This window comes from Sphingosinicella sp. (assembly GCF_052387495.1).
In the GTDB taxonomy this organism is placed as follows: Bacteria; Pseudomonadota; Alphaproteobacteria; order Sphingomonadales; family Sphingomonadaceae; genus Allosphingosinicella.
The window spans coordinates 1-23,316 of sequence record NZ_JBQTJC010000094.1; the positions used below are offsets into that span (position 1 = coordinate 1).

Here is a 23,316-nt window from a genome sequence, read left to right on the forward strand (position 1 = left end):
ACGTTGATGACGTCGTCGACGCGGCCGGTGATCCAGTAATAGCCGTCCTCGTCGCGGCGGCAGCCGTCGCCGGAGAAGTAGCGATTCTGGTAGGTCGAGAAATAGGTCTGCACGAAGCGGTCGTGATCGCCGTAGACGGTGCGCATCTGCCCCGGCCAGGAGGCGGCGATGCAGAGATTGCCCGAGGCGGCCCCGGCGAGCGGGTGGCCGTCGCCGTCGACGATCTGCGGTACGATGCCGAACAGCGGCTTGCCCGCCGAGCCCGGCTTCATGTCGTGCGCGCCGGGCAAGGTCGTGATCATGATCCCGCCCGTCTCGGTCTGCCACCAGGTATCGACGATCGGGCAGCGCTCGTCGCCGACGACGCGATGATACCAGAGCCACGCCTCCGGGTTGATCGGCTCGCCGACCGTGCCGAGCAGGCGCAGCGAGGAGCGGTCGTGGCGCTTCACGGGTCCCTCGCCCTCGCGCATCAAAGCGCGGATCGCGGTCGGGGCGGTGTAGAAAATGTCGACCTTGTGCCGCTCGACCACGTCCCAGAAGCGGCTCGAATCCGGGTAGTTCGGCACGCCCTCGAACATGAAAGTCGTCGCGCCGTTCGCGAGCGGGCCGTAGACGACATAGCTATGCCCGTTGACCCAGCCCTCGTCCGCGGTGCACCAGAAGATCTCGCCGGGGCGATAGTCGAAGACGTAGTGGAAGGTGGCCGCCGTCCACACGGCATAGCCGCCGGTCGTGTGGAGCACGCCCTTGGGCTTTCCGGTCGAGCCCGACGTGTAGAGGATGAACAAAGGGTCCTCCGCACTCATCGGCCCGCACGGGCAGGTGTCGGGGACAGTCTCGCCGATCTCGTCGTACCAATGGTCGCGGCCCTCGCGCATCGCGATCTCGTTGCCGAGATGGCGGACGACGACGACCGCCTCGACGGGCGTCGGCCGCTCGAGCGCGGCATCGACATTGGCCTTGAGCGGCACCAGCTTGCCGCCGCGCCTGCCGCCGTCCGCGGTGATCACGAAGCGGCTCGCGCAATCCTCGATCCGGCCGTGCAGCGCCTCGGGCGAGAAGCCGCCGAAAACGACGCTGTGGACCGCGCCGATACGGGCGCAGGCGAGCATCGCCACCGCCGCCTCGGGGATCATCGGCAGATAGATGGTGACGCGGTCGCCCTTGCCGGCGCCCAGCGTCTTCAGGACGTTCGCCATCCGCACCACCTCGGCGTGGAGCGCGCCGTAGGTCAGAGTGCGGACGGTGCCGGGTTCGTCGCCTTCCCAGACGATCGCGGTCTCGGCGGAGCGCGCCTCGAGATGCCGGTCAACGCAATTGTGGCAGAGGTTGAGGATGCCGTCCTCGAACCATTTGATCTCGACCGGATCGAAGCACCAGTCGGCGATTCGCATCGGAAAGTGCTCCCAGTCGATCCGCCGCGCCTGCTCGGCCCAGAAACCGTCCGGATCGTCGAGCGAGCGGCGGTAGAGCGCCTCATATTGCGCGGCGGTGCAGTGGGTGTTCTCGATAGCGGCGGCAGGGGGCGGAATCCGGTCGGCCATGCGGTCGCCTTAGCCATTCGGGCCCGGTGAGGCCAGCGTCGACTTTGCAGGGTCACTTGAGTCAGCCAATGAGTTTCGATACCTAAGTATCTTGAAACACATGAAAAGATGCCGACCCTTCGGTGGCATGAACGGAAAGGACTCGTCGAAGCGGAACGTCGCCCCTAAATAGCGGCTCCGCGGGCGAGGAATGCGACGGACGCCGCGATTTGCGCGGCCGGCGTGTATTACATATATAACGCACCGACGAGAAAGCTGCTATTGGCAAGACGATGACGGCCGACGCACTGACCCTTCCGACCTTGCGCCTCCCCGAGGCCGTACGCGCTTATTGGCGCGCCGCTTTGGTGGGCGCGCTCATGCTCGCCTTGTTCGCGGCGACCCTGGCCGGCATCGCGCTGCGCGACCCGGCCTCCGACGCCGTTTTCGCCCGCGAGGCCGCGGAGACGGCCCAAGTCTCGCAGCTGCGCCGGCAGGCGATCCAGATGTCCGCGACTCAGATCCGCCCCGTCGCGCCGACCGACGCGCTGGCGATCAACGCCGCGATCCCGATCGCGAACCTCGCCAATCCCGCCGCGCGACCCTTCCGGCTGGCCGGCGGCGAGGCGGAGCGCGCCCGCGCCCTCGATTGCCTGACCGCCGCCATCTATTATGAGGCGGCGACCGAGCCGACCGAGGGCCAGCGCGCGGTCGCCCAGGTGGTGTTGAACCGGGTCCGCCATCCGGCCTATCCCGCCAGCGTCTGCGGCGTCGTCTTCGAGGGCGCGCGCCGCTCCACCGGCTGCCAATTCTCCTTCAGCTGCGACGGCTCGCTGCGCCGCGCGCCGATGGCGCCCTTCTGGCAACGCGCCCGCGCCGTCGCCGAAGCGGCGCTGGGCGGATATGTCCATGCGCCGGCCGGCTGGGCGACCCACTATCATGCCAATTACGTCGTGCCTTACTGGGCCTCGAGCCTGGTCAAGACGGCGACGGTCGGCGCCCACATCTTCTACCGCTGGCGCGGCGGCTGGGGCCGACCCACGGCCTTTCTGAACCGCTATGCCGGCGCCGAGCCGGCGATCGCCTGGCGCGGCGGCTTCGGCCAACCGACCGCGCAGGAGCGGATGCTCGCCGCCGCCGAGGCCAATGCCCGCGACGCGCTCGCCGCGGCGGCGGCCGAGGGCGCCGCGCCGATCCACAGCGTCGACAGCTTCCAGCGCGCGGTCCTCCGCCGCTACGAGCCGCTGCGCCGCGACACCGCCAACGCGCTCATAGCCGAGCGTACTCGCGCCGATTCGTCGATGACCAACAGCCAGCGCTGGGCGCTGACCGGCAATGACGACGAAGCCGAGACGCCGCAGCAGCGCCCGCTGGGGCGCTGGGCGCCGCCTTCCGACACGCAAAGCCAAACGCAAACGCCTCCGCCGGCGGCGGCGGGCGGCGCGCCGCCCTCCCCGATGAACGTCTAGCGGACGCTTCCCCAGCCGGAATCGCGCGCGCGGCGCTCGCCGGCGGCGTCGAGTGGCTCGCCCGCCATCATCGCCTGCGCCGCTTCGAGCACCAATGGCGCCGACCCGCCCGCCTGGCGATAGTCGGTTTGCCGCGCCCGGCTCCCGGCCGCGGTCATCACCAATTGCCAGTCCGCGCCGCCGCGGCAGGCGATGCCGCTCAGCGCGCCGCCCTCGAAGGTGCGGCAGGGGCTGCCGTCGGCGCGGGCGAAGGTGACGCCGATCCGGGTTGCGGCGTCCGCCGCCTGGGTCGAGGCGAGCTGGGTCTCCAGCGCCTCGGCAAGCGCGCCGCGCGCGACCAGCACACCCTCATCGGTCACGACCGTCGCGCTCTCCGGCCAGGCGCGGCCGACGAAGATGCCGAGCACGAGGGTGGCGGCGATCGCGGTCAGGCTCTGCCAGAGCGGCCGCGACCGGCCCGGTCGCGCCGCCGCGATCTCGACGACGTTGGTCTCCAGCATCGCGCGAAAGCGCTCCGGCACGTCTTCGTCGGCCACGGGGCCGTAATGCGCGGCGAGCCGGTCCCGCAGGCGGCGCTGCCCGTCGAGCCGGGCGGCCAGGGCGGGATCCTCGGTCAGCGCCGTCTCGACGCGGCGCCGCTCGACCTCGTTCAGCTCGCCGTCGAGCCAAGCCATCAGGGTGTCGTCATCCACGGCCATTACGCGGCCTCCAGCATGCGGGCGAGCGCCTGACGGCCCCGGGTCAGCCGCGAGGTTAAAGTCCCGATCGGTATCTCAAGCAAATCGGCCGCCTCGCGATAGGCGAGCCCTTCGACCAGGACGAGCGCGATCACCTCGCGCTGCTCTGCCGGCAGCGTATCCATCGCCCGATCGACATCCTGCAACTCCAGGCGCCGTTCGATCCGCTCGTGAGCGTCGCTGCCGATCCGCTCGCCGGCCTCCTCGGGCGCGAAGGTCCGGCCGCTGCGCGCGCGGCGGCGGGCTTCGTCGATCCAGCAATTGCGCATGATCCGCATCATCCAGGCATCCAGTCTCGTTCCGGGCTGCCACTGGCCGCGTGCCTTCAAGGCACGCTCCAGCGCCGCCTGGGTCAGGTCGTCCGCATCGGCCGGGTCGTGAGTCAATGCGCGCGCGAACCGGCGCAGCCGGGGCACCAGCGTCAGCAGCTCACGCTCGAAAGCCTGCAACAGGCGACTCCGTTCGTTGGAGGAAACGGATGGTCCCGCGCGTTTCATCCCCAAGCAAGCGAAAATATGTCAAGAGGAGGCCCGATGGCGCCACGAAGGTTCTTGTCCCGAACTTTGATCGCCGTGCTCGCATTGAGCGCGGCGGCGGCCGGCGCGCAACTCCTGCCGCAGACGCCGATCCCGCCGGTCGGCGATGTGCTCGGCGGGATCGATCGCACCGGACGCGACCTGCTCGATTCGGCCGACGCGACGCTCGGCGAGGTCCGGGCCAGCGCCCGCACGCTCGCCCGCGACCGGATCGACCGCCTCGAAGCGCTCGTCCGCCGCAACCGCGACCGGCTCGAGATGACCGATCTCGGCCCGGCGGTGCGCGGCGAGGTAATCGCAATCGATCCGGGCCCGGCGGCCTTGGCGGCCTTGCAGGAAGCGGGCTTCGTCCGGCGGGGCGAAGAGGCGCTGGACGGGCTCGGTATCCGCGCGGTGACGCTCGCCGTGCCGCGCGGCTGGTCGGTCGACCGCGCCTTGTCGCGGCTGCGCCGGATCGCGCCGGGCACCGAATTCGCCGCCAATCACCTCCACCTGCAAAGCGGCGCCGAGGCCGCGATCGACGGCGCGGTGGCGATGCAGGGGAGCGGATCTGGGCCGCCCGCTGTCGGGATCGTCGATGGCGGCGTCGCGCGCCACCCGGCGCTGCGCGGCGCGATCCAGCAGCGCGGCTTTGTCGCCGGGGCGCCCCGCGCCAGCGCGCACGGTACCGCGGTCGCCTCGCTCGTCGCGGGCCAGGGGGTGATGCGCAGCGCGGCGCCGGGCGCCGCCTTGTTCGTCGCCGACATTTACGGCACCGACCCGGCGGGCGGCAACGCGCTGGCGCTGTCCCGCGCCCTCGCCTGGCTGGCCGGCCAGCGCGTTCGGGTGGTGGCGGTCAGCCTGGTCGGCCCCGCCAATCCGCTCGTCGCGCGGACGGTGGCGCAGGCGCGGGCGCGGGGCATGCACATCGTCGCCGCGGTCGGCAATGACGGCCCGGCCGCGCCACCCGCTTATCCCGCCTCCTATCCCGGCGTGATCGCGGTGACCGGCATCGACGGGCGCGGCCGGGTGCTGATCGAGGCCGGGCGCGCCAGCCATCTCGATTATGCCGCGCCCGGCGCCGATATGGCGGCAGCCGGCGGCGGGGGTCTCGTCGCCGTGCGCGGCACGTCCTATGCGGTGCCGCTCGTCGCGGGACGGCTTGCCCATCATGTGGGCGGTCGCAACCCGATCGCCTCGCTGGACGCCGAGGCGCAGCTCCGGGGCCGCAGAGGCCTCGGACGGGGCGTGATCTGCGGCGGTTGCCGCACGGTTCGTCGACGTTGAGGGATTAAACCCGACAGCTCGTCCGTTTCCCGCACGTGAGGACGCGATCCTCGCCTGTTTCAACGGGAGATCGACAATGAAACTCGCATTCAAGCTCATGGCCGGCTGCGCCTTCCTGATCGCCGCGCCGGCTTCGGCCCAGATCCTGGGCGGCGGCGGCCTTGGCGGCTCGCTGGGCGGCCAGCTCGGCGGTACGCTCGGCCGCCCCCTCGGTGACGTGCGCGGCACGCTCGACAGCACCGTGCGCGGTACTGCCGACACGCGCGTCGAGCGCAATGTCGACCGGCGCCGCGGCCGCGCCAGCGCGCGCGGCTCGGGCAATGCCGCCGCCGACGGCACGCTCGACGGCACCGTCGATTCGGCGCTCGGCAGGCGCAGCGTTTCCGGCAATGCCGGCGGCAGCGCCTCGGGCAGCGCCGGCGCGGACGCCGAGCTGGTCGGCACCGACGCGGTGCGCGATACGGTGGGCAATGCGCGCAACCGGGCCCGCAACACGGTCGCCAACACGCGCGAGCGGGCCGGCAACGCCGCCGCGAACGCGCGCGGCCGCGCCGACGGCGCGCTGAGCGGCGTGGCCGACAAGCTGAACGCGGTCCAGGCCTCCGCCTCCGCGACCGCCGATGCCTCCGGCAATGCCTCGGCCGGCAACAGGTCGAACCGCTCGCGATCGGGCGCCGCACAGTCGGATGCACCGCGCAGCAGCGCGACGAGCGAGCGACGCGGCAGCCGCGCCAGCCGCAGCGAGCGCACCCGTACCCGCGAGGAATAGCACTCGCGGACTTCAGGAAAGCCCCGGCGCCTCCCGACGCCGGGGCTTTTCCTTTGCCCTCTCCGCGAGCCGGCGACATAGGAGCGGCGATGCACCCGCTCTTCGCCCAGCTGCCGGTCTCGATCTTCGAGCATATGTCGGGCCTCGCCCGCGCCCATGAGGCGGTGAATCTCGGCCAGGGCTTTCCCGATTTCGGATGGCCGGACGACGTCGTGCGCCGCGCGGCGGAGGCGCTGACCGGCGAGGCGAGCCAGTATCCGCCAATGCGGGGCAAGCCGGAGCTGCGGGAAGCCGTTGCGGGCCATTATGCGGCACAGCAGGGGCTGACGATCGAATCGGAGCAGGTGATCGTCACCTCGGGCGCGACCGAGGCGCTCGCGGCGTCGCTGATGGCGCTGATCGCGCCCGGCGATGAGGTTTTGCTCTTCCAGCCGCTCTACGATGCCTATCGGCCGCTCGTGCTGCGCGCAGGGGGCGTGCCGCGGCTCGCGGGGCTGAAGCCGCCCGGCTGGCGGATCGACGCGGGGCTGATCGCCGGAGCGTTCAGCGATCGCACCCAGCTCGTCGTCTTCAACAATCCGCACAACCCGACGGCGCGCGTATTCGATGCCGAGGAGCTGGCGTTGCTCGCCGAGGCCTGCGTTCGGCACGACGTGATCGCGCTGACAGACGAGGTCTGGGAGCATGTCCTGTTCGACGGCCGCAAGCACATCCCGCTCGCCTCGCTGCCGGGCATGGCAGAACGGACGGTCAAGGTCGGGTCGGCGGGCAAGATCTTCTCGCTGACCGGCTGGAAGGTCGGTTGGGCGGTGGCTGCGCCGGCGCTCGCGGCGGCGGTCGCCAACGTCCACCAGTTCCTCACCTTCACCACCGCGCCCAATCTACAGAGCGCGGTCGCCTACGGGCTCGGCAAGAGCGACGAATATTACGAGGCGATGCGCGCCCGCTTCGCCGAGGCGCGCGACCATCTCGCGGCCGGGCTCGAAGCGGCGGGCTACGCCGTGCTCCCGGCCGAAGGCACCTATTTCCTCAACGTCGACCTCGCCGCCTCGGGCATCGCCACCGGCGATGTCGATTTCTGCGAGCGCGCGGTGCGCGAATGCGGGGTGGCGGCGATCCCGCTCTCCGCGCTCTACGCCGAGGCGCCCGTGACCAACGTCATCCGCCTCTGCTTTGCCAAGAAGCGGGAGACGCTCGACGAGGGCATCGCCCGCCTCGCCAAAGCGCGCGCGCTGATGAGGGCCTAGAGCGGCCCGCCGCGCCACGCCGGCAGGGGGCGATCGCCGAGCGCCACCTCGACCGCAGCTTTGGCGAGCAGGCGGGTGGAATCGAAGATCGGCAGCGGCGAATTCTCCGCGCCGATCAGCAGCGGGATTTCGGTGCAGACCAAAGCGACCGCATCACAGCCGCGTGCGGCCAGCCCGTCGATGACCCCGACGCAGGTTGCGCGCGATTCGTCGGTGAGGATGCCGAGGCAAAGCTCGTCGAAGATGATGCCGTGGACGGTCTGACGGTCGGCCTCGTCCGGGATTTCCCAGTCAAGCCCGCGCCGGCCGAGCACGCCCGGATAGACCGGTCCGGTCATCGTCCAGTCGGTGCCGAGAATGCCGATCTTGCGCCGGCCGTCGGCGCGCGCCCGATCCGCGACGACCTCACCGATATGAAGGCAGGGAATCGGGAAAGGCGCGCCCGGCGCCTCGAGCGCGATATGGGCGGTGTTGTCCGGCAGCACGAAGAAATCGCAGCCGGCGGCGGCCAGCTTCCCGGCGTCGGCGAGGAAAATGCTGCGCAGCATTTCGAGGTCGCCGCGCTCCCAGGCGTCCAGCCCGAGGTGCATGTCGACGCAAGACATCGTGAACTCGGGATGGAAGTGCGCGACAATCCGCGAGACGCAATCGAGCCAGGCGGTGCGGTAGCAGAGCGTCGCCCCCTCCGCGCTGTGGGCGAGGATGCCGATATGCAGGGTCATGGCCTGTGCTGGCGTGCCGCGGCGCTGCTGGCAAGCGCGGCCGCATTAACGAAGCGTGGAGAATATCGGCGCAGGATGCGGCCCATGCACTTTCTGCTCCTCGCGATGATGATCCAGCCGCAGCTTCAGGCGGTCGCCGAGCCGCCGCGGCGCGTCGCTCGCGCCGAGCGGAGCCGCCGGCTCGACCTACGCTCGCTGGACGCAACGCTCGCCTCCGAGGCGCGGCGCGAGCGGCGTGGTCGCCAGAGCCCGCAGCGGATTCAGGCCTGGCGCGGCGTGCCCGTGGTCATGGTCGACGGGCGGCCGCACGGAATCTGGTAGGCTCAGCGTGGTGCCATCCGGATGGCGCCGTCGAGCCTCACATATTCGCCGTTCAGATAGCTGTTCTCGGCCATGACTACGGCGAGGCGCGCATACTCCTCCGCCCGACCGAGCCGTTTCGGGAAGGGTACCTGCGCGGCGAGCGCGTCCTTCACGTTCTGCGGCATCATCGCCACCATCGGCGTTTCGAACACGCCGGGGAGGATGGTGTTGACCCGGATCCCCTCCCCCATCAGGTCGCGCGCGATCGGGAGCGCCATGCCGAGCACGCCTGCCTTCGAGGCCGAATAGGCCGCTTGGCCGATCTGCCCGTCCTGGGCGGCGACCGAGGCGGTGTTGACGATCACGCCCTTCTCGCCGTCCTCGAGCGGATCGAGCGCGGCCATGCCGGCGGCGGACTTGGCGAGGACGCGGAAGGTGCCGATCAGGTTGATCTGAATGACCAGTTCGAACTGGTGGATCGGATAGGGTCTGATCTCGCCGGTCGTTTTATCGCGGCCGACCGTCTTCATCGCATTGGCGACGCCGGCGCAATTGACGCAGATCCGCTCCTGCCCGTGCGCCGCGCGCGCCGTCGCGAAGGCGGCCTCGACCGCCTCGTCCGAAGTCACGTCGCATTGCGCGAAGATGCCGCCGATCTCGCCGGCGACCTTCTCGCCCCGCTCGGCGTCGCGGTCGAAGACGGCAACCTTCACACCCTTCGCGGCCAGCGCGCGCGCCGTCGCCTCGCCGAGGCCTGACGCGCCGCCGGTGACGACGGCGGCGATGCTGGAGTCGAGCTTCATGGCGGTTCCTCTCGAATTTCGGATGGCCGGCGCACCTAGCGGCATGCCCCCGGGTTGGACAAGACACGCCCCTTATTTACCGTGTTGTTACTATATCCGGAAAGGCGTAAGCAGGCGGCGCCCTTTGGGGGGCATGTGGGGAGAGTCCAAATGAAGGCTGTACGTAAACTCAGCCGCCGCTCGTTCATGACGCGCGTGGCGGGCGGTGCCGTGGTTGGGGGCGGCGCGCTCGTCGCGCTGACCGGGAGAGCCGAGGCGTTCCAGGTAACGGATGCGGACGACGGGGCGAATGCCGACCCGGCCGGCCGCGGCCGCGGCGGGCCGGCGAACCGGATCCGCGGCTGCACCGACGGCGACACCGGCGCCCGTGCCGATCCCGGCGGCGCGGGACGCGGCAATCGCCGCACCGACAGCGACGCTGGACCGGGCTCCGACCCGGCACGATGCGGCCGCCGCTGACGGGCTGAATCGCTGAAACGAGGCGCGCTCGCCGGACCGCCGGCGGGCGCGTTTCTCTACGCCTAAGCGAGATTCTCGACGATCGTCACATTGGCGATGCCGCCGCCTTCGCACATCGTCTGGAGGCCGTAGCGCTTCCCGCGCGCCTTCAGCGCGTGGGTCAGGGTCGCCATCAGCTTGGCGCCGGACGCCCCGAGCGGATGGCCGAGCGCGATTGCGCCACCATTGACGTTCAGCTTGTCGGGTTCGGCCCCGGTTTCGCGCAGCCAGGCGAGCGGCACCGGCGCGAACGCCTCGTTGACCTCGTAGAGATCGATGTCGGCGATGGACATCCCGGCGCGGGCAAGCGCCCGGGCCGTGGCGGGGATCGGCTCCTCCAGCATGATCACCGGATCGCCGGCGGTGACGGTGAGGTTGTGGATGCGCGCCAGGGGCGTCAGCCCGTGCGCCTTGAGCGCCGCCTCGCTGACGATCAGCACGCCGCTCGCCCCGTCGCAAATCTGGGAGGCGTTGGCGGCGCTGATCCGCCCGCCCTCCTTGAGCAATTTGACCGAGGCGATACCCTCGAGCGTCGCGTCGTCCCGAATGCCCTCGTCGCGGCGATGCTCCCCGCCCTCGACCGCGAGCACCACGATCTCGGCGTCGAGCGCGCCGGCGTCGGCGGCGCGCGAGGCCTTGCGGTGGCTTTCCAGCGCGAAGCGATCGAGCTCTTCGCGCTCGAAGCCATATTTCTCCGCGATCATTTCGGCTCCGGCGAACTGGCTGAACATCGCGACTCCGAATCGTTCCTGGATGCTCCTCGGAAATGGCCCGGTGCCGATGCCGTGCTGCATCGGCAGGGTGACGGGCAGGCCCATCGGCACCCGCGTCATCGATTCGACCCCGGCGGCGATCACCACGTCCTGCGTGCCCGACATCACCGCCTGCGCGGCGAAATGGATCGACTGCTGCGAGGAGCCGCACTGGCGGTCGATGGTGACCGCCGGCACGCTCTCGGGCAATTTCGAGGCGAGCACGGCGTTGCGGCCGACATGGAAGGCCTGCTCGCCGGCCTGGCCGACGCAGCCCATGACCACGTCGTCGATCGCCGCCGGATCGACGCCGCTGCGCTCGACCAGGGCATTCAGCACCTGCGCGGCCAGATCGACCGGATGCCAATCCTTCAGCGCGCCGCCCCGGCGCCCGCCCGCGGTGCGGACCGCCTCGACAATATAGGCCTCGGCCATCCCTCGCTCCTTACGTTAACGTCAAGCCGCTCTAGCCGCCGCGCGACGAGTCTGGAAGCCCCGCCCCGAAATCGCTATGCGCGGGCCTCAGAGAGAACGGGACCCACGAGACATGCCCAACCCCTTCACCCATCACCCCCGCGAGGTCGGCGAAAGCTATGGCGAGCATTTCGGCCATGCCGCCTGGTTCGGCGTGCGGATGATCGGCGGCGGCCTCGCCTGCCTGGTCCACGCCATCTTCCCGTTTCTCTGCGTCAGGACCGGCAGCCAGACCATGGACCGGCTGCACAGCAAGCTGCACGGCCGCGCCGACAAGGCCAATTGGGAGCGGCATCCGATCATCTGAACCACCGGGGAGGGATTGATGAAACGTGGCTTGCTGCTCGGCGCGACCCTGATCGCGATCCCCCTCACTGCCGCCCTGGCCCAGACTCCGCCCGCCGGTCTGACGCCCGAGCAGATCGTCGCCGCGCGCCAATCCTCGTTCATGCTCTCGGGCGGAGCGTTCGCGGGGATGAAGTTCGCCGCCGATGCGGGCGCCGACGTCAAACAGCTCGCTTTCCCGGCCCGGTCGCTGGCGCGCTGGGCGCGGACCCTGCCGAGCATGTTCCCGGCCGGCACCAACCTTCCCAACAGCAAGGCGCGGCCGGAAATCTGGAGCGACCGCCCGGGGTTCGAGGCACGGGCCCAGGCCTATGCCGCGGCGGCGACCGCGCTGGCCGAGGCGGCGCAGGCGGGCGACCGCGCCGTGTTCCTCGAACGCTGGGCGGCCGCGCGCGCAGCCTGCTCGGGCTGCCACGACAACTATCGTTCGGACTGACCGGTTTACAGGCCGAGTTTGCGGCGGTCCTTGAGAATCGCGGCGGCCGCATTATGCCCGGGGGCGCCGGTCACGCCGCCGCCCGGATGGGCGCCGGAGCCGCAAAGATAGAGGCCCGGGAGCGGCATGCGGTAATCGGCATGGCCCAGCATCGGCCGGTTCGAGAAGAGCTGGTCGAGCCCCATCTTGCCGTGGAAGATATCGCCGCCGATCAGGCCGAAGCGGCGTTCGAGATCGAGCGGGCTGAGCGCGAGCCGGCCGACCACGCTCGCCGCGAAGCCCGGCGCGAAGCGGTCGACATGGGCGATGATATGATCGGCGACCTCGTCGCGGCGCGCGTCCCAGCCATCCTCGATCACATAAGGGAAATGCTGACAGAATAGGCTGGCGACATGGGCGCCTTCGGGCGCGAGGCTGTCGTCGAGCGTCGAGGGGATCAGCATTTCGACGATCGGCTCGCGCGCATAGTCCTCGGTTCGCGCCGTCAGCCAGGCCCGGTCCATATAGCCGAGCGACGGGGCCATGATGATGCCGGCGGTCATCTGGTCGCCCGGCTCGGGAAGCGAGGTGAAGCGCGGCAGTTCCGAGAGCGCGACGTTCATCCGGAAGGTCGCTGATTCGCTCTGCCAATGCGCCATCCGCAGCTCGATCTCCGGCTCGACCGCGCCGGCGGGTAGCAGGCGGCCAAAGAGGAGCTTCGGATTGACCCCCGCCGCCACCGCCTTCGCCCGCCAGGCCTTGCCGCCGGCGATCGCCCCGGCCGCCTTGTGCTGCTCGACGATGACCGCCTCGACCGGCGTGTCGAGCCGGATCTCGACCCCCTTCTCGCGGCAGGCCCGCGCCATCGCCTCGGTGATCGCGCCCATCCCGCCGATCGCGTGTCCCCAGGCGCCCTCGACCCCCGCCGCCTCGCCGAAGACGTGGTGGAGCAGCACATAGGCGCTGCCCGGCGCGTAGGGGCTGGCATAGTGGCCGACGACCGCGTCGAAGCCGAACAGGGCCTGGACCAGATCGTGGCTGAAATAGCGGCCGAGCACGTCGGCGGCCGAGCGGGTGAAGAAATCGACGAGGTGGCGCTGGTCCTCGATGCCGAGCCGCCCCACTCCGCGCCCGAGCTTCAGCAAAGCGAGCAGCTCGCCGATCCCGCCGCCGGCATTGGGCGGCGCGCGCAGCAGCCACTGGCGGACGATCCCGACCACCTGGCTGAGCGCGGCGGAATAAGCGTCGTAATTCTCCGCGTCCGCCGCGCTGTGTCGCGCGATCTCACGCTTGGTCAGCCCGCCTCGCCCGGCGAGCAGGTAATCCTCGCCGAGCGTGGGCAGGAAATTGTCGATCTTGCGCAGCACGACCTCGAGGCCGTGCTCGTAGAGCCGCATGTCGCGGAGCACCTTGGGATTGAGCAGTCCGACCGTGTAGCTCGCCGTCGAATTGCGAAAACCCGGGGCGAACTCTTCGGTGACGGCCGCACCGCCGACCACGCTCCGCGCCTCCAGCACGGTCACCTTCAGCCCCCGCGCGGCGAGATAATAAGCGCAGACCAAACCGTTATGGCCGGCGCCGATGATGAGCACGTCTGAGGGCGAGGTCATGGCGTTCTATGCCTCGTCGCCTAAAGGCACCGCCAGTGTCGCCTTCACCCGCTTCTTGACGAACGTGCTTTCGAAGCGGCGGACCGCCGGATGCTCGGCCAGGGTCGCGTCGGCGAAGGCGTTGTAGGCCTCCATATCCGGCGCGACGACGAGGAGCAGGATGTCGAAGGTTCCCGCAATGTCGAGACAGAGCTGGACGTTCGGGCTGGCGACGAGGCGGCGGCGGAGCCGGTCGCCCTCGTGCGGCGCGTGGCGCTCGAGTTGAATCTGCACGATCGCCGAGAGCGGATGCCCCGCGGCTTCCTCGGAAATCACGGCGACGTCCGCCGCGATCGCGCCGCCGGCGCGCAGCCGCCGCAGCCGCCGCGCGACGGCGGACGGGGAGCGCCCGACCCGTTCCGCAAGCGCGTCGGCGGTCTGGAGGTTGTCCTCCTGCAGACAGGTGAGAAGGCGCAGATCGAGCTTGTCGAGGCGGGGCATCGCGCCCTTCTCACGTCATTTGCCAGAATCTGGCAAGCGTCGATGCAACTTTGCGCGAAATCACCGTGCGGATCGCGATAGCAAGGTGTGTTGCCCGGATAAAACGGAGGAGACGTATGCGAGGTTCGGTTCTGCTGGCGGCGCTGCTGGGCGCGACCGCGATCGGCGGCGCGGCTCAGGCACTTCAGCCGCCCCCCGCGGTCCAACAGGCCACGATCGATCCGCGCTCGATCGTGACCGAGGTGCGGCGCATCATCGCCGAACGCTATGTTCTGCCGGAGCGGCGCGCGGCGCTCGACGCGCTGCTGGCGCGCGGCCTGGAAACCGGCCGGTACGACACGCGCGATCCTGCGGTCCTGGCCGAGCGGATCAACGCCGACCTGGCCACCGCGAACGACGGCCACCTCAACTTCGGCTACAATTCGCGCCAGGCGCAAATGCTGGGCACGCCGCGCTCGGACGACGGCCCGCCGCCGGAAGCCTTCGTCCGCCTCGCGCGGGCGGCCAATCATGGCGTGAGCGAGCTGCGGGTCCTGCCGGGCAACATCCGCTACATGCGCTATGACGGCTTCATCTGGACCGGCCCGGAGAGCGCGGCGGCGCTGGACAATGCGATGCGCTTCCTGGCCGGCGGCGATGCGATCGTCATCGACATCCGGCACAATGGCGGCGGCAGCCCGCAAGCCGTCCAATATCTGGTGAGCCATTTCCTGCCGCCCAACCGTCCGCTGGTCGAATTCCACATGGGCGGACGGGCCGAGCCCGATCGGCTGTCGACGCTGGCCGAATTGCCCGCCGGGCGGTTGATCGGAAAGCCGTTCTATTTGCTCACCAGCCGTCACAGCGCTTCGGCGGCGGAGGAATTTTCCGGGCACGTCGCCGGCTTCCGGCTTGGCGAGCTGGTCGGCGACCGGACCGCCGGCGCCGCTTTCCGCAACGATCTCGTGCCGATCGCCGACGCCTTCGTGCTCAGCGTTTCCGTGGGGCGCCCGGTGCTCGCCGCGACAGGCGGCGATTGGGAACGAACCGGGATCGCGCCGACCATGCCGGTGCCCGTCGAGAGCGCGCTCGAGGCGGCGCAGGTCCATGCGCTGCGCCGGCTCGCCTCGGCGGCGCAAGGGCAGGATCGCGAACGACTCGAAGCCGTGGCGGAAACCGCCGACGCAAGACTGACGCCCAGGCAGCCCGGACAGGCCCTCGCCACCTATGTCGGTACCTATGGCGAGCGAACGGTACGCACCGATGGCGATCGCCTGCTTTATCAACTGGGCGAGCGACCGCCGGTCGCGCTGATTCCGCTGGGCGGCAATCGCTTCGGCTTCGAGCATGACGCGATGCTGCGGATCGATTTCCTGGTCGCGGAAGGACGCGCCGTCTCCTTCGACCTGGGACCCGCGGGCGGACCTCTCCAGGGCCGTTACGAACGCTCGCGCTGAGATCGCCGCGTTTTTCCGAGAGCGCCCGCATTTGTCGGATTGCCAAGCCGCCGGAAGCCTCTAAGCCTTCGCGCACCGGAAGGGTAAGGGAGGTTCATACATATGAGAAAATTGATGATTGCAGCCGCCGTCGCGCTGTCGATGGCGGCAACGGCCGCTTATGCCGCGATTCAGGATTTCACGATCCACAACAGCACGGGTCAGGCGATCATGACGCTCAACGTCTCGCCGTCGGATTCGAACGATTGGGGGCCGGACATCCTCGGCGTCGACGTGCTCGGCGCGGGCGAATCCGCGGAGGTCAGCTTCGATCCCGGCGACGACCAGTGCGAATGGGACATCCGCGTCACCTATGAGGACGACGACACCGGCGACTGGCGCGGCATCGATCTCTGCTCGACCACGGACATCAACCTGACCTGATTGGGTCTGTCCGCGAAACGACGGGGCCTCGCCGGCGACGACGGGGCCCTTTTCGCGTCAGCGCATCAGCACCAGCTCTTCCGACATGGTCGGGTGGAGCGCTAGCGTGTCGTCGAACTGGGCCTTGGTGAGGCCGGCCTTCACCGCGATCGCGGCGGCCTGGAGGATTTCTGGCGCGTCGGGGCCGATCATGTGGAGGCCCACGACGCGGTCGGTCTCCTGGTCGACGATGATCTTGTAGAGAGCGCGCTCGTTGCGGCCGGCGAGGACGTTCTTCATCGGCCGGAAATCGGAGACATAAGCCTTGTAGGAGCCCAATTTGTCGCGCGCCTCCCCTTCGGTCATGCCGACTCCGGCGATTGGCGGGTGGCTGAAGACGGCTGAGGGGATGTGGGCGTAGTCGACCCGCGTCGGCTTGCCGCCGAAAACGGTGTCGGCGAACGCCTGGCCCTCGCGGATCGCGACCGGCGTGAGCTGCACCCGATCGGTGACGTCGCCGATTCCGTAGATCGAGGGTACTGACGACTGGTTGTCCTCGTCGACCAGGATCGCGCCATTCTTGCCGAGCTCGACCCCGACCTTTTCGAGGCCGAGGCCGGCCGTGTTGGGCGCGCGGCCGACCGCCCAGAGCAGGAGGTCGGCCTCCAGCGGATCCTGCCCCGAGACGTGGATTTTCAGCGTGCCGTCCTTGCGCTTCTCGATCTTCTCGAACGGCGCGTTGAACTTGAACTCGATGCCCTTCATCAGGCTGATCGTCAGCAACCGATCGCGGATCTGCTCGTCATAGTGTCTGAGGATCACCTCGCCGCGATTGACCAGGGTCACGTGGCAGCTGAACTCGTGGAAGATGCCGGCGAACTCGTTGGCGATATAGCCGCCGCCCGCGATCACCACCCGCTTCGGCATCCGCTCTAGGTGGAACACCTCGTTCGAGGTGATGCCGTGCTCCGCGCCGGGCAGCTTCGGGACGACCGGATGCGCGCCGGTGGCGATCAGGATGGTCGCGGCGGTGACCTTCGTCCCGTCCGCCAGCGCGATCTCATGGGGACCGGTGAGGGTCGCGCGCTGGGGGATGGTATCGACCTCATGGCGGTCGAGAATGTCCTGGTAAATGCCTTCGAGCCGCTCGACCTCGCCGAGCACGTTGTCGCGCAGCACCGGCCAGTCGAAATCGCACTTGCCGACCTTCCAGCCGAACCGCGCCGCGTCCTGCAGATCCTCGGCGAAATGAGCACCGTAGACGAGCAGCTTCTTGGGCACGCAGCCGCGGATCACGCAGGTCCCGCCGACCCGATATTCCTCGGCGATCGCCACCCGCGCGCCGTGCGCCGCCGCGACCCGCGAGGCGCGCACCCCGCCCGAGCCCGCGCCGATCACGAACAGATCGTAGTCGTAGGTTTTGGTCATTCGACGGGCTCCAGCCAGATCGCGCGATCCGGAAAATCGGTGGTGATGACGAAATGGCGCAGAATCGACGTGCCGAGGTTAAGATCGGACGCTGTCTCGCCGGGATCGATCGCCGCGCGCACATCTCGGAACTCGCGTCCCCCGACGTTCAGAATCCTCAGGACAACAATGTCGCGATCGAGCGCGCCGCCGAGGCCGCCGCCGCTGCGCCGCTCGACGATCCGTTCGGGCGCGGTCAGGCCTATCCGTTCGGCATAGGCCCGGCCGATCAGCACTTCGCTGCCGTTGCCGATGTCGACCACGGCCTCGACCGGTTCGTGTCCCTCGGCGGCGGCCGGGATGGCGGGGACGCCCCGATGCTCCGTCACCGGCAGGCGCACGGCACCGGCGGGGATCGAATCGACGCGGTCGATCGCGCGCCCCGGGATGTCGATGCGAAAGCGACCCTGATCGAGCAGGTCCCGGCCGAGCAACATGTCCGCCCGGCGTCCGAGCAGCCGTTGCGAGACCTCGTCGAGATCGAGTATCCCGACGCGGGTGGTGAAGCGCGTGCCCGCGCCGTCGATGCGGACATCCTCGGCGAAGCGCGCCTGCACCGCCGCCTCGCCCGAGCCGTGCGCAGTCGCGCTGCCGACCTGAACAAGGCCGAGACGCCGGGCGCTGTCGTCGTCAAGGATGGTCATCTCGGCGGCGGAATCGAGCAACGCCGTGACCGGCTGACCGTTTACGTTGACGGTCAGGAAGAGGCGGTTGTTGACTTCCTGCAGCGGCACCGCGGCGGCGCCCTGCGCGCCGAGGAGGCCAGCACAGGCAGCGGCGGCGAGCCAGATTCGCTTCATTCCACGTCTCCGAAAGCGCGGGCGATCAATGCTTCGGTCGAGGGATCGAAGTCCAATGCGCTTTGGCTATCGAGCGCGTTGGCCATTTCCTTGCCGAGCTCGACGCCGAACTGGTCGAACGGGTTGATTCTGAGCAGCACCGCATTGGCGAAGGTGCGGTGCTCGTAAAAGGCGAGCAAGGCGCCGAGCGTGCGCGGGTCGATGCGGTCGAGCAGGATGGTGGTCGAGGGCCGGTCGCCGGGATAGGCGCGGTGCGGGTCTGCGGCGTCGCGGCCGGCCATCAGCGCCGCCCCTTGCGCGAAGCAGTTGATCAGGAGCTGGCGATGATGCTCCGGGTCGAGCTCGTTGCCCGGCTCCAGCGACGCGACGAACTCGACCGGGACGAGCTGGGTGCCTTGGTGGAGGAGCTGGAAGACCGCGTGCTGGGCGTCGGTGCCGACCCCGCCCCAAGTGACCGGCGCGGCGGTACGGCCGACGGGCGATCCGTCGAGCCGGACCGACTTGCCGTTGGATTCCATTTCGAGCTGCTGGAGATAGGTTGGAAGCAGCCGCAGCCTTTCGTCATAGGCAAAGACTGCGCGCGTGCCGGCGCCCCGGACATTAGCGTAATAGCGGTCGACGAAGGCGGCGATGAGCGGCACGTTGCGCTCCGGCAGGGCGAGGCGGAAATGGCGATCCATCGCCGCCGCGCCTTCGAGCAGGCTCTCGAACGCGTCCCAGCCGAGCGCGGCCGCGGCCGGCAGGCCGATCGACGACCAGAGCGAGAAGCGACCGCCCACCGTCTCGGCGAAGGGCAGTATGCGCGTCTCGTCGATGCCGAACGCCAGCGCCTTGTCCGGCGCCGCGGTGAGCGCGACGGTGCGGCCCAGCGGGTCGGTGACGCCGTGATCGCGCATCCAGTCGAGCGCCGAGCGCGCGTTCAGCATCGCCTCCGACGTGGTGAAGGTTTTGGAGGCGATGACGAGCAGGGTCGCATGCGGATCGAAGGCCAAAGCCGCCTCCTCCAGCGCCGCGCCGTCGACGTTCGAGACGATCGCCACGTCATAGCCTGCGCCCGCCCGGCCGAGCGTGTCGAGCAGCAGCTCCGGTCCGAGCGCCGAGCCGCCGATGCCGATATGGATGATGTGCTCGACCGGACCGAACGCCTCGGCCTCGACCGCGTCGATCAAGGTGCGCATCCGCTGGTGCAGCTTGCGGGCACGGGCGACGCTTTCCGGCGCCCCCTCCCCGCGCTCGGCGCTATGCTCGGCGGCGCGTCCCTCGGTCGGGTTGACGATCTCTCCGGCGAACAAGGCGTCGCGGCGGCCGGCGAAATCCGCCGCCTCGGCGAGTCGGATGAAGGCGGCGAGCGCGTCGCGGCTCAGATGGGTCTTGGAGAAATCGAAATGGATGCCCGCTTCATCGAGGGCGAGCCGCTCCAGTCGGTCCGGCTCGTCGGCGAACAGATCCTTGACCGAGGCCGTTTTCACAGCCTCCACCGCCGCCCACGCTTCGTCCATGCCGGTCCTCCTCGCGCCGCTATCTAGGGGCGGGCGAATGGAATGCCTAGCTTGACCGCCCGCCGCGCGGCGGCGAAAGCGGCGCGGATGGAGCGCGAGTCCCCCGCCGCCGAGCCCGGCGAAGCCACGGCCGAGCCGGAGAAGAAGGAAAGTTGGTGGGACACCATCCGCTTCCTCTTGATCCTGTTCGCGATCACTTTGTTCGTGCGCACGTTCGTCTTCGCGCCCTTTTCGATCCCCTCGGGCTCGATGCTGCCCAACCTGATGATCGGCGACTATCTGTTCGTGACCAAATGGCCCTATGGCTGGTCGCGCTACGCGATGCCGTTCGGGATGGGCGGCTTCGAGGGGCGGATCGGGGGCGCATTGCCCGACCGCGGCGACATCGTCGTCTTCCGCTATCCGGGCCAGGAGGAAGAGGATTATGTGAAGCGGGTGATCGGCCTGCCCGGCGACCGCATCGAGGTGCGCGGCGGAGTCGTGATCCTGAACGGCACGTCGGTGCCGCGCCAGCGGATCGCCGATTACGTGATGCAGGTCAGCGCCAACAGCCCCTGCCGAGTGGTCGGCAACGATCCCGAGGCGGGCGCGCAGCAAAGCTCGAATGGCGAGGAATGCCATTATCCGCGCTACCGCGAGACGCTCCCCGGCGGGCGCAGCTACGAGGTGCTCGATCAGGGCGGCTCGCCAGCCGACGAGTTCGGCCCGATCGTCGTGCCCGACGGCCATCTCTTCGTGATGGGCGACAATCGCGACGACAGCGAGGACAGCCGGGTGTCCCTTGAGGAGGGCGGGGTCGGCTTGCTCCCGGCCGAGAATCTGATCGGCGAGGCGCTGATCGCCTTCTGGTCGACCGACGGCTCGGCCGGCTGGCTGCCCTGGACCTGGCTTTCGGCCGCGCGCTGGGCGCGGATCGGGCGGACCTATTGATGAGCGACCTTTCCGACTGGCTCGAGGACAAGCTCGGCCACCGCCCGCGCGGCCTCGCGCCGTTCGAGGCGGCGCTCACCCATGCCAGTTTCGGCGAGGGCAATTACGAGCGGCTGGAGTTTCTGGGCGACCGCGTCCTCGGCCTCGCTGTCGCGCATTGGCTGATCGAGACCTATCCGAACGAGCCCGAAGGCAATCTCTCGCAGCGCCTCAACGCGCTCGTCACCCGTGAGGTCTGCGCCGAGATCGCGCGCGAGCTCGAGCTGACGCCGCGGCTGCGCCTCGGCCGCCAGGCGATCGACGACGGCGTGTTCGACAGCGACAATGTGCTGGGCGACGTCGTCGAGGCCTTGATCGGTGCGCTCTATCTCGAGGCGGGCTTCGAGGCGGCGAGCAAGTTCGTCCGCGCCGCCTGGGCGGACCGGGTCGACCGGCTCGCCGCGCCGCCCAAGCATCCCAAGGCGGCGCTGCAGGAATGGACCGCGGCGCAGAGACGGCGGGCACCCCATTACGAGGTGGTCGAGGCGCGCGGTCCCGACCATGCCCGCCGCTTCACGGTGACCGTCACCATCAAGGGCGTCGGCGAGGCGACGGGCACCGGCCTTTCCAAGCAGGAAGCCGAAACCGAGGCGGCCCGCGCGATGCTGAAGGACCTGCCATGACGCAGCGTTTCGGCACGGTCGCCGTCGTCGGCGCGCCCAATGCGGGCAAGTCGACCCTGGTCAACGCGCTGGTCGGGCAGAAGGTCGCGATCGTGACCCCCAAGGCGCAGACCACCCGCACCCGCTTGATGGGGATCGCACTGCTCGGCGAGACGCAGCTCCTGCTGACCGACACGCCCGGCATCTTCCAGCCGAAGCGGCGGCTCGACCGGGCGATGGTCGCCGCCGCCTGGGGCAGCGCGCAAGACGCCGACCTGATCGCGCTCGTCGTCGACGCTAAGACCGGGCTGACCCGCGGTCTCGACGAGATGCTCGACCGACTGAAGGAGCGGCGCGAGCCGAAAATCCTGGTCCTCAACAAGGTCGATCTGGTCGCCAAGGAGAGCCTGCTCGCGCTCGCCACGGAGCTCGGGCGGCGGACGGAATTCGAGCAGATTTTCATGATCTCCGCGACGAGTGGCGATGGCGTCGCCGATCTCAAGGCCGCGCTCGCTGCACGCATGCCGGAAGGACCGTGGCACTTCCCCGAAGATCAGGTTTCCGACGCCACCGACCGGATGATGGCGGCCGAGGTGACCCGCGAGCAGCTCTACCACCAGCTTCACGCCGAATTGCCCTACGAAAGCGCGATCGAGACCGAGAAGTTCGAGGAGCGGCCCGACGGCTCGGCTGTGATCCACCAGCAGATCCTCGTCGCCCGCGACAGCCAGAAGGCGATCGTGCTCGGCAAGGGTGGCACCCGCATCAAGGCGATCGGCGAGGCGGCGCGCAAAGAGCTGTCGGCACTCCTCGGCCGCAAGGTCCACCTCTTCCTCCACGTCAAGGTCAACCCGAAATGGGAGGAGGACCGCGGGCTCTACCGCGAGATCGGGCTGGAGTGGGTGGAGTGAGGCCCGCCGCCGCGGACCTCACCCTCATTCACCCTTTGACGTTGACGATCTGCCGCAGCCGGTGCCGGATCCGCACCAGATCGGTCTGCGCGTTCATCACGGCGCCGATGTCCTTGTAGGCGGCCGGACTCTCGTCCAGCACGCCTTCGTCCACCCGCGCCTCGATGCCGCGCATTGCCGCCTCGTGCTGCTCGAGCGTGATCCGGCGCTTGGCTTCGCCGCGCGACATCAGCCGGCCCGCGCCGTGCGAGCAGGAGCAGAAGCTCTCGTCATTGCCGAGCCCCTCGACGATGAAGCTGCCGGTACCCATCGAGCCCGGGATGATCCCGAGCTCGCCCTGGCCGGCGCGCACCGCGCCCTTGCGGGTCACCCAGACGCGCTCGCCGAAATGGGTCTCCTGCACCGCATAATTGTGGTGGCAGTTGATCGCCAGCTTGTCGGTCTTGAACGCCGGCAGGTGCTTGCGCAGCGCGTCGAGGACGCGGCCCATCATCAACTCGCGGTTCGCGATCGCATAATCCTGCGCGAAGTGCATCGCTTCGATATAATCGTCGAAGAGCTGCGAGCCTTCGCTCAGGAACGCGAGATCGCGATCGGCAAGGTGGAAATCCAGCCGCTCCTTCGCGATCGCCTCCCTGGCGGCGTCGATGAAGTAGGTGCCGATCCGGTTGCCGGTGCCGCGCGAGCCCGAATGGAGCATCACCCACAGCCGATCCTCCTCATCGAGGCAGATCTCGATGAAGTGATTGCCCCCGCCCATCGAGCCGAGTTGGTCGCTGGTCTTGCCCTCCACCTTCGGGTGCCTGGCGACGATCTTGCGCCAGCGCGCCTCGAAGCGATCGTACCAGGCGCGCGCCACCGAATTCGGGGTCACGACCCAGCCGCCCTTCGCATGGTTCGCGCTTTGGCTCGATTCGAAGCCCTTGGGTACGGCACGTTCGATCTCCGCCCGGACCGCGCCAAGGCCGTCGGGAAGCCGGTCGGCGGTGAGCGAGGTGCGCACCGCCATCATCCCGCAGCCGATGTCCACGCCCACCGCGGCCGGCACGATCGCCGCCTTGGTGGCGATGACCGAGCCCACGGTCGCGCCCTTGCCCCAGTGCACGTCCGGCATGCCCGCGACATGGCCGAACACGAACGGCAGCGACGCCACGTTGCGAAGCTGCTGCATCGCCCCCGCCTCGAAAGGCTGGTGGCTGTCCCACAATTTCAACGGCACGCCGGCCGTCTGATGAATCGAAAACTTGTCCATGGCCTTGATCCTGATGACTGGAATTT

At 69.3% G+C, this 23,316-nt stretch carries 25 protein-coding genes; 13 read left to right on the top strand and 12 right to left on the bottom strand.

What is annotated here, in order from left to right:
• On the bottom strand, nucleotides 1-1,547 hold a 1,547-nt coding region (gene acs / locus ACT4N8_RS05120; RefSeq protein WP_444857055.1), incomplete at its 3' end, for an acetate--CoA ligase.
• A gap of 272 nt (nucleotides 1,548-1,819) precedes the next feature.
• Between acs and ACT4N8_RS05125 the strand changes: the two genes are divergently transcribed.
• Nucleotides 1,820-2,995: a cell wall hydrolase gene (locus tag ACT4N8_RS05125; protein WP_444857056.1), complete on the top strand. Its 1,176-nt coding sequence runs from the start codon at nucleotides 1,820-1,822 to the stop codon at nucleotides 2,993-2,995.
• Here the strand turns inward: ACT4N8_RS05125 and ACT4N8_RS05130 are convergent.
• Both ACT4N8_RS05130 and ACT4N8_RS05135 read right to left on the bottom strand, forming a co-directional pair.
• Complete coding sequence (locus tag ACT4N8_RS05130; protein ID WP_444857057.1) at nucleotides 2,992-3,693, bottom strand: anti-sigma factor family protein; 702 nt, start codon at nucleotides 3,691-3,693, stop codon at nucleotides 2,992-2,994. The genes ACT4N8_RS05125 and ACT4N8_RS05130 overlap by 4 nt on opposite strands.
• Nucleotides 3,693-4,229 carry an RNA polymerase sigma factor gene (locus tag ACT4N8_RS05135; RefSeq protein WP_444857058.1) on the bottom strand — a complete coding sequence of 179 codons (537 nt, stop codon included), beginning with the start codon at nucleotides 4,227-4,229 and terminating at the stop codon, nucleotides 3,693-3,695. The genes ACT4N8_RS05130 and ACT4N8_RS05135 overlap by 1 nt, the downstream gene beginning before the upstream one ends.
• A 54-nt stretch (nucleotides 4,230-4,283) precedes the next feature.
• Between ACT4N8_RS05135 and ACT4N8_RS05140 the strand changes: the two genes are divergently transcribed.
• The 3 genes from ACT4N8_RS05140 to ACT4N8_RS05150 all read left to right on the top strand — a co-directional run bounded on the left by ACT4N8_RS05140 (nucleotide 4,284) and on the right by ACT4N8_RS05150 (nucleotide 7,550).
• Nucleotides 4,284-5,534 (top strand): S8 family serine peptidase, encoded by a 1,251-nt coding sequence (locus ACT4N8_RS05140; protein ID WP_444857059.1) that lies wholly within the window; start codon nucleotides 4,284-4,286, stop codon nucleotides 5,532-5,534.
• A gap of 76 nt (nucleotides 5,535-5,610) precedes the next feature.
• A complete protein-coding gene (locus ACT4N8_RS05145) occupies nucleotides 5,611-6,303 on the top strand; it encodes a hypothetical protein (protein WP_444857060.1) in 693 nt (230 codons plus the stop codon).
• A gap of 89 nt (nucleotides 6,304-6,392) precedes the next feature.
• The gene (locus tag ACT4N8_RS05150; protein ID WP_444857061.1) at nucleotides 6,393-7,550 is read left to right on the top strand and encodes an aminotransferase; all 1,158 of its coding nucleotides are present in this window, start codon (nucleotides 6,393-6,395) and stop codon (nucleotides 7,548-7,550) included.
• Here ACT4N8_RS05150 and ACT4N8_RS05155 read toward each other — a convergent pair.
• A complete protein-coding gene (locus tag ACT4N8_RS05155) occupies nucleotides 7,547-8,272 on the bottom strand; it encodes an aspartate/glutamate racemase family protein (protein ID WP_444857062.1) in 726 nt (241 codons plus the stop codon). The two genes, ACT4N8_RS05150 and ACT4N8_RS05155, sit on opposite strands and share 4 nt — an antisense overlap.
• An 84-nt stretch (nucleotides 8,273-8,356) precedes the next feature.
• On the opposite strand from ACT4N8_RS05155, the gene ACT4N8_RS05160 reads away from it, so the two are divergent.
• Nucleotides 8,357-8,593: a hypothetical protein gene (locus ACT4N8_RS05160; protein ID WP_444857063.1), complete on the top strand. Its 237-nt coding sequence runs from the start codon at nucleotides 8,357-8,359 to the stop codon at nucleotides 8,591-8,593.
• 2 nt (nucleotides 8,594-8,595) lie between these two features.
• Here ACT4N8_RS05160 and ACT4N8_RS05165 read toward each other — a convergent pair whose 3' ends face one another.
• Nucleotides 8,596-9,378: an SDR family NAD(P)-dependent oxidoreductase gene (locus ACT4N8_RS05165; protein WP_444857064.1), complete on the bottom strand. Its 783-nt coding sequence runs from the start codon at nucleotides 9,376-9,378 to the stop codon at nucleotides 8,596-8,598.
• 150 nt (nucleotides 9,379-9,528) lie between these two features.
• On the opposite strand from ACT4N8_RS05165, the gene ACT4N8_RS05170 reads away from it, so the two are divergent.
• Nucleotides 9,529-9,837 (top strand): twin-arginine translocation signal domain-containing protein, encoded by a 309-nt coding sequence (locus tag ACT4N8_RS05170; RefSeq protein ID WP_444857065.1) that lies wholly within the window; start codon nucleotides 9,529-9,531, stop codon nucleotides 9,835-9,837.
• A 62-nt stretch (nucleotides 9,838-9,899) separates the two neighbouring features.
• Here ACT4N8_RS05170 and ACT4N8_RS05175 read toward each other — a convergent pair whose 3' ends face one another.
• A complete protein-coding gene (locus ACT4N8_RS05175; RefSeq protein WP_444857066.1) occupies nucleotides 9,900-11,063 on the bottom strand; it encodes an acetyl-CoA C-acetyltransferase in 1,164 nt (387 codons plus the stop codon).
• Between the two features lie 112 nt (nucleotides 11,064-11,175).
• Here ACT4N8_RS05175 and ACT4N8_RS05180 point away from each other — a divergent pair, with 112 nt between their 5' ends.
• Nucleotides 11,176-11,409, top strand: coding sequence for a DUF6356 family protein (locus tag ACT4N8_RS05180; RefSeq protein WP_444857067.1), 234 nt, complete (start codon nucleotides 11,176-11,178; stop codon nucleotides 11,407-11,409).
• Between the two features lie 18 nt (nucleotides 11,410-11,427).
• The gene (locus ACT4N8_RS05185; protein ID WP_444857068.1) at nucleotides 11,428-11,883 is read left to right on the top strand and encodes a cytochrome c; all 456 of its coding nucleotides are present in this window, start codon (nucleotides 11,428-11,430) and stop codon (nucleotides 11,881-11,883) included.
• A gap of 5 nt (nucleotides 11,884-11,888) precedes the next feature.
• Here ACT4N8_RS05185 and ACT4N8_RS05190 read toward each other — a convergent pair whose 3' ends face one another.
• Together ACT4N8_RS05190 and ACT4N8_RS05195 are read right to left on the bottom strand one after the other, a co-directional pair.
• Entirely contained in the window at nucleotides 11,889-13,472 is a 1,584-nt protein-coding gene (locus ACT4N8_RS05190) for a phytoene desaturase family protein (RefSeq protein WP_444857069.1), read from the bottom strand.
• 6 nt (nucleotides 13,473-13,478) lie between these two features.
• Nucleotides 13,479-13,952, bottom strand: a complete 474-nt coding sequence (locus tag ACT4N8_RS05195) for an Lrp/AsnC family transcriptional regulator (protein ID WP_444857070.1) — start codon at nucleotides 13,950-13,952, stop codon at nucleotides 13,479-13,481.
• 116 nt (nucleotides 13,953-14,068) lie between these two features.
• Here ACT4N8_RS05195 and ACT4N8_RS05200 point away from each other — a divergent pair, with 116 nt between their 5' ends.
• Both ACT4N8_RS05200 and ACT4N8_RS05205 read left to right on the top strand, forming a co-directional pair.
• Nucleotides 14,069-15,388, top strand: coding sequence for a S41 family peptidase (locus ACT4N8_RS05200; RefSeq protein ID WP_444857071.1), 1,320 nt, complete (start codon nucleotides 14,069-14,071; stop codon nucleotides 15,386-15,388).
• A gap of 102 nt (nucleotides 15,389-15,490) precedes the next feature.
• Nucleotides 15,491-15,811 (top strand): hypothetical protein, encoded by a 321-nt coding sequence (locus tag ACT4N8_RS05205; RefSeq protein ID WP_444857072.1) that lies wholly within the window; start codon nucleotides 15,491-15,493, stop codon nucleotides 15,809-15,811.
• 57 nt (nucleotides 15,812-15,868) lie between these two features.
• Here ACT4N8_RS05205 and gorA read toward each other — a convergent pair whose 3' ends face one another.
• The 3 genes from gorA to pgi are packed head-to-tail and all read right to left on the bottom strand — an operon-like array spanning nucleotide 15,869 to nucleotide 19,556.
• Nucleotides 15,869-17,218 (bottom strand): glutathione-disulfide reductase, encoded by a 1,350-nt coding sequence (gene gorA / locus ACT4N8_RS05210; protein ID WP_444857073.1) that lies wholly within the window; start codon nucleotides 17,216-17,218, stop codon nucleotides 15,869-15,871.
• The gene (locus ACT4N8_RS05215) at nucleotides 17,215-18,057 is read right to left on the bottom strand and encodes an aspartyl protease family protein (protein WP_444857074.1); all 843 of its coding nucleotides are present in this window, start codon (nucleotides 18,055-18,057) and stop codon (nucleotides 17,215-17,217) included. Before ACT4N8_RS05215 ends, gorA begins: the two co-directional genes overlap by 4 nt.
• Nucleotides 18,054-19,556, bottom strand: coding sequence for a glucose-6-phosphate isomerase (gene pgi / locus ACT4N8_RS05220; RefSeq protein WP_444857075.1), 1,503 nt, complete (start codon nucleotides 19,554-19,556; stop codon nucleotides 18,054-18,056). Before pgi ends, ACT4N8_RS05215 begins: the two co-directional genes overlap by 4 nt.
• An 87-nt stretch (nucleotides 19,557-19,643) precedes the next feature.
• Here pgi and lepB point away from each other — a divergent pair, with 87 nt between their 5' ends.
• The 3 genes from lepB to era are packed head-to-tail and all read left to right on the top strand — an operon-like array spanning nucleotide 19,644 to nucleotide 22,038.
• Complete coding sequence (gene lepB, locus ACT4N8_RS05225) at nucleotides 19,644-20,486, top strand: signal peptidase I (RefSeq protein ID WP_444857098.1); 843 nt, start codon at nucleotides 19,644-19,646, stop codon at nucleotides 20,484-20,486.
• Nucleotides 20,486-21,148, top strand: coding sequence for a ribonuclease III (gene rnc / locus ACT4N8_RS05230; RefSeq protein ID WP_444857076.1), 663 nt, complete (start codon nucleotides 20,486-20,488; stop codon nucleotides 21,146-21,148). Before lepB ends, rnc begins: the two co-directional genes overlap by 1 nt.
• Nucleotides 21,145-22,038 carry a GTPase Era gene (era, locus tag ACT4N8_RS05235; RefSeq protein ID WP_444857077.1) on the top strand — a complete coding sequence of 298 codons (894 nt, stop codon included), beginning with the start codon at nucleotides 21,145-21,147 and terminating at the stop codon, nucleotides 22,036-22,038. The genes rnc and era overlap by 4 nt, the downstream gene beginning before the upstream one ends.
• Nucleotides 22,039-22,066: 28 nt before the next feature.
• Here era and ACT4N8_RS05240 read toward each other — a convergent pair whose 3' ends face one another.
• Nucleotides 22,067-23,290, bottom strand: a complete 1,224-nt coding sequence (locus tag ACT4N8_RS05240) for an RtcB family protein (protein WP_444857078.1) — start codon at nucleotides 23,288-23,290, stop codon at nucleotides 22,067-22,069.
• Nucleotides 23,291-23,316 lie beyond the last annotated feature (26 nt).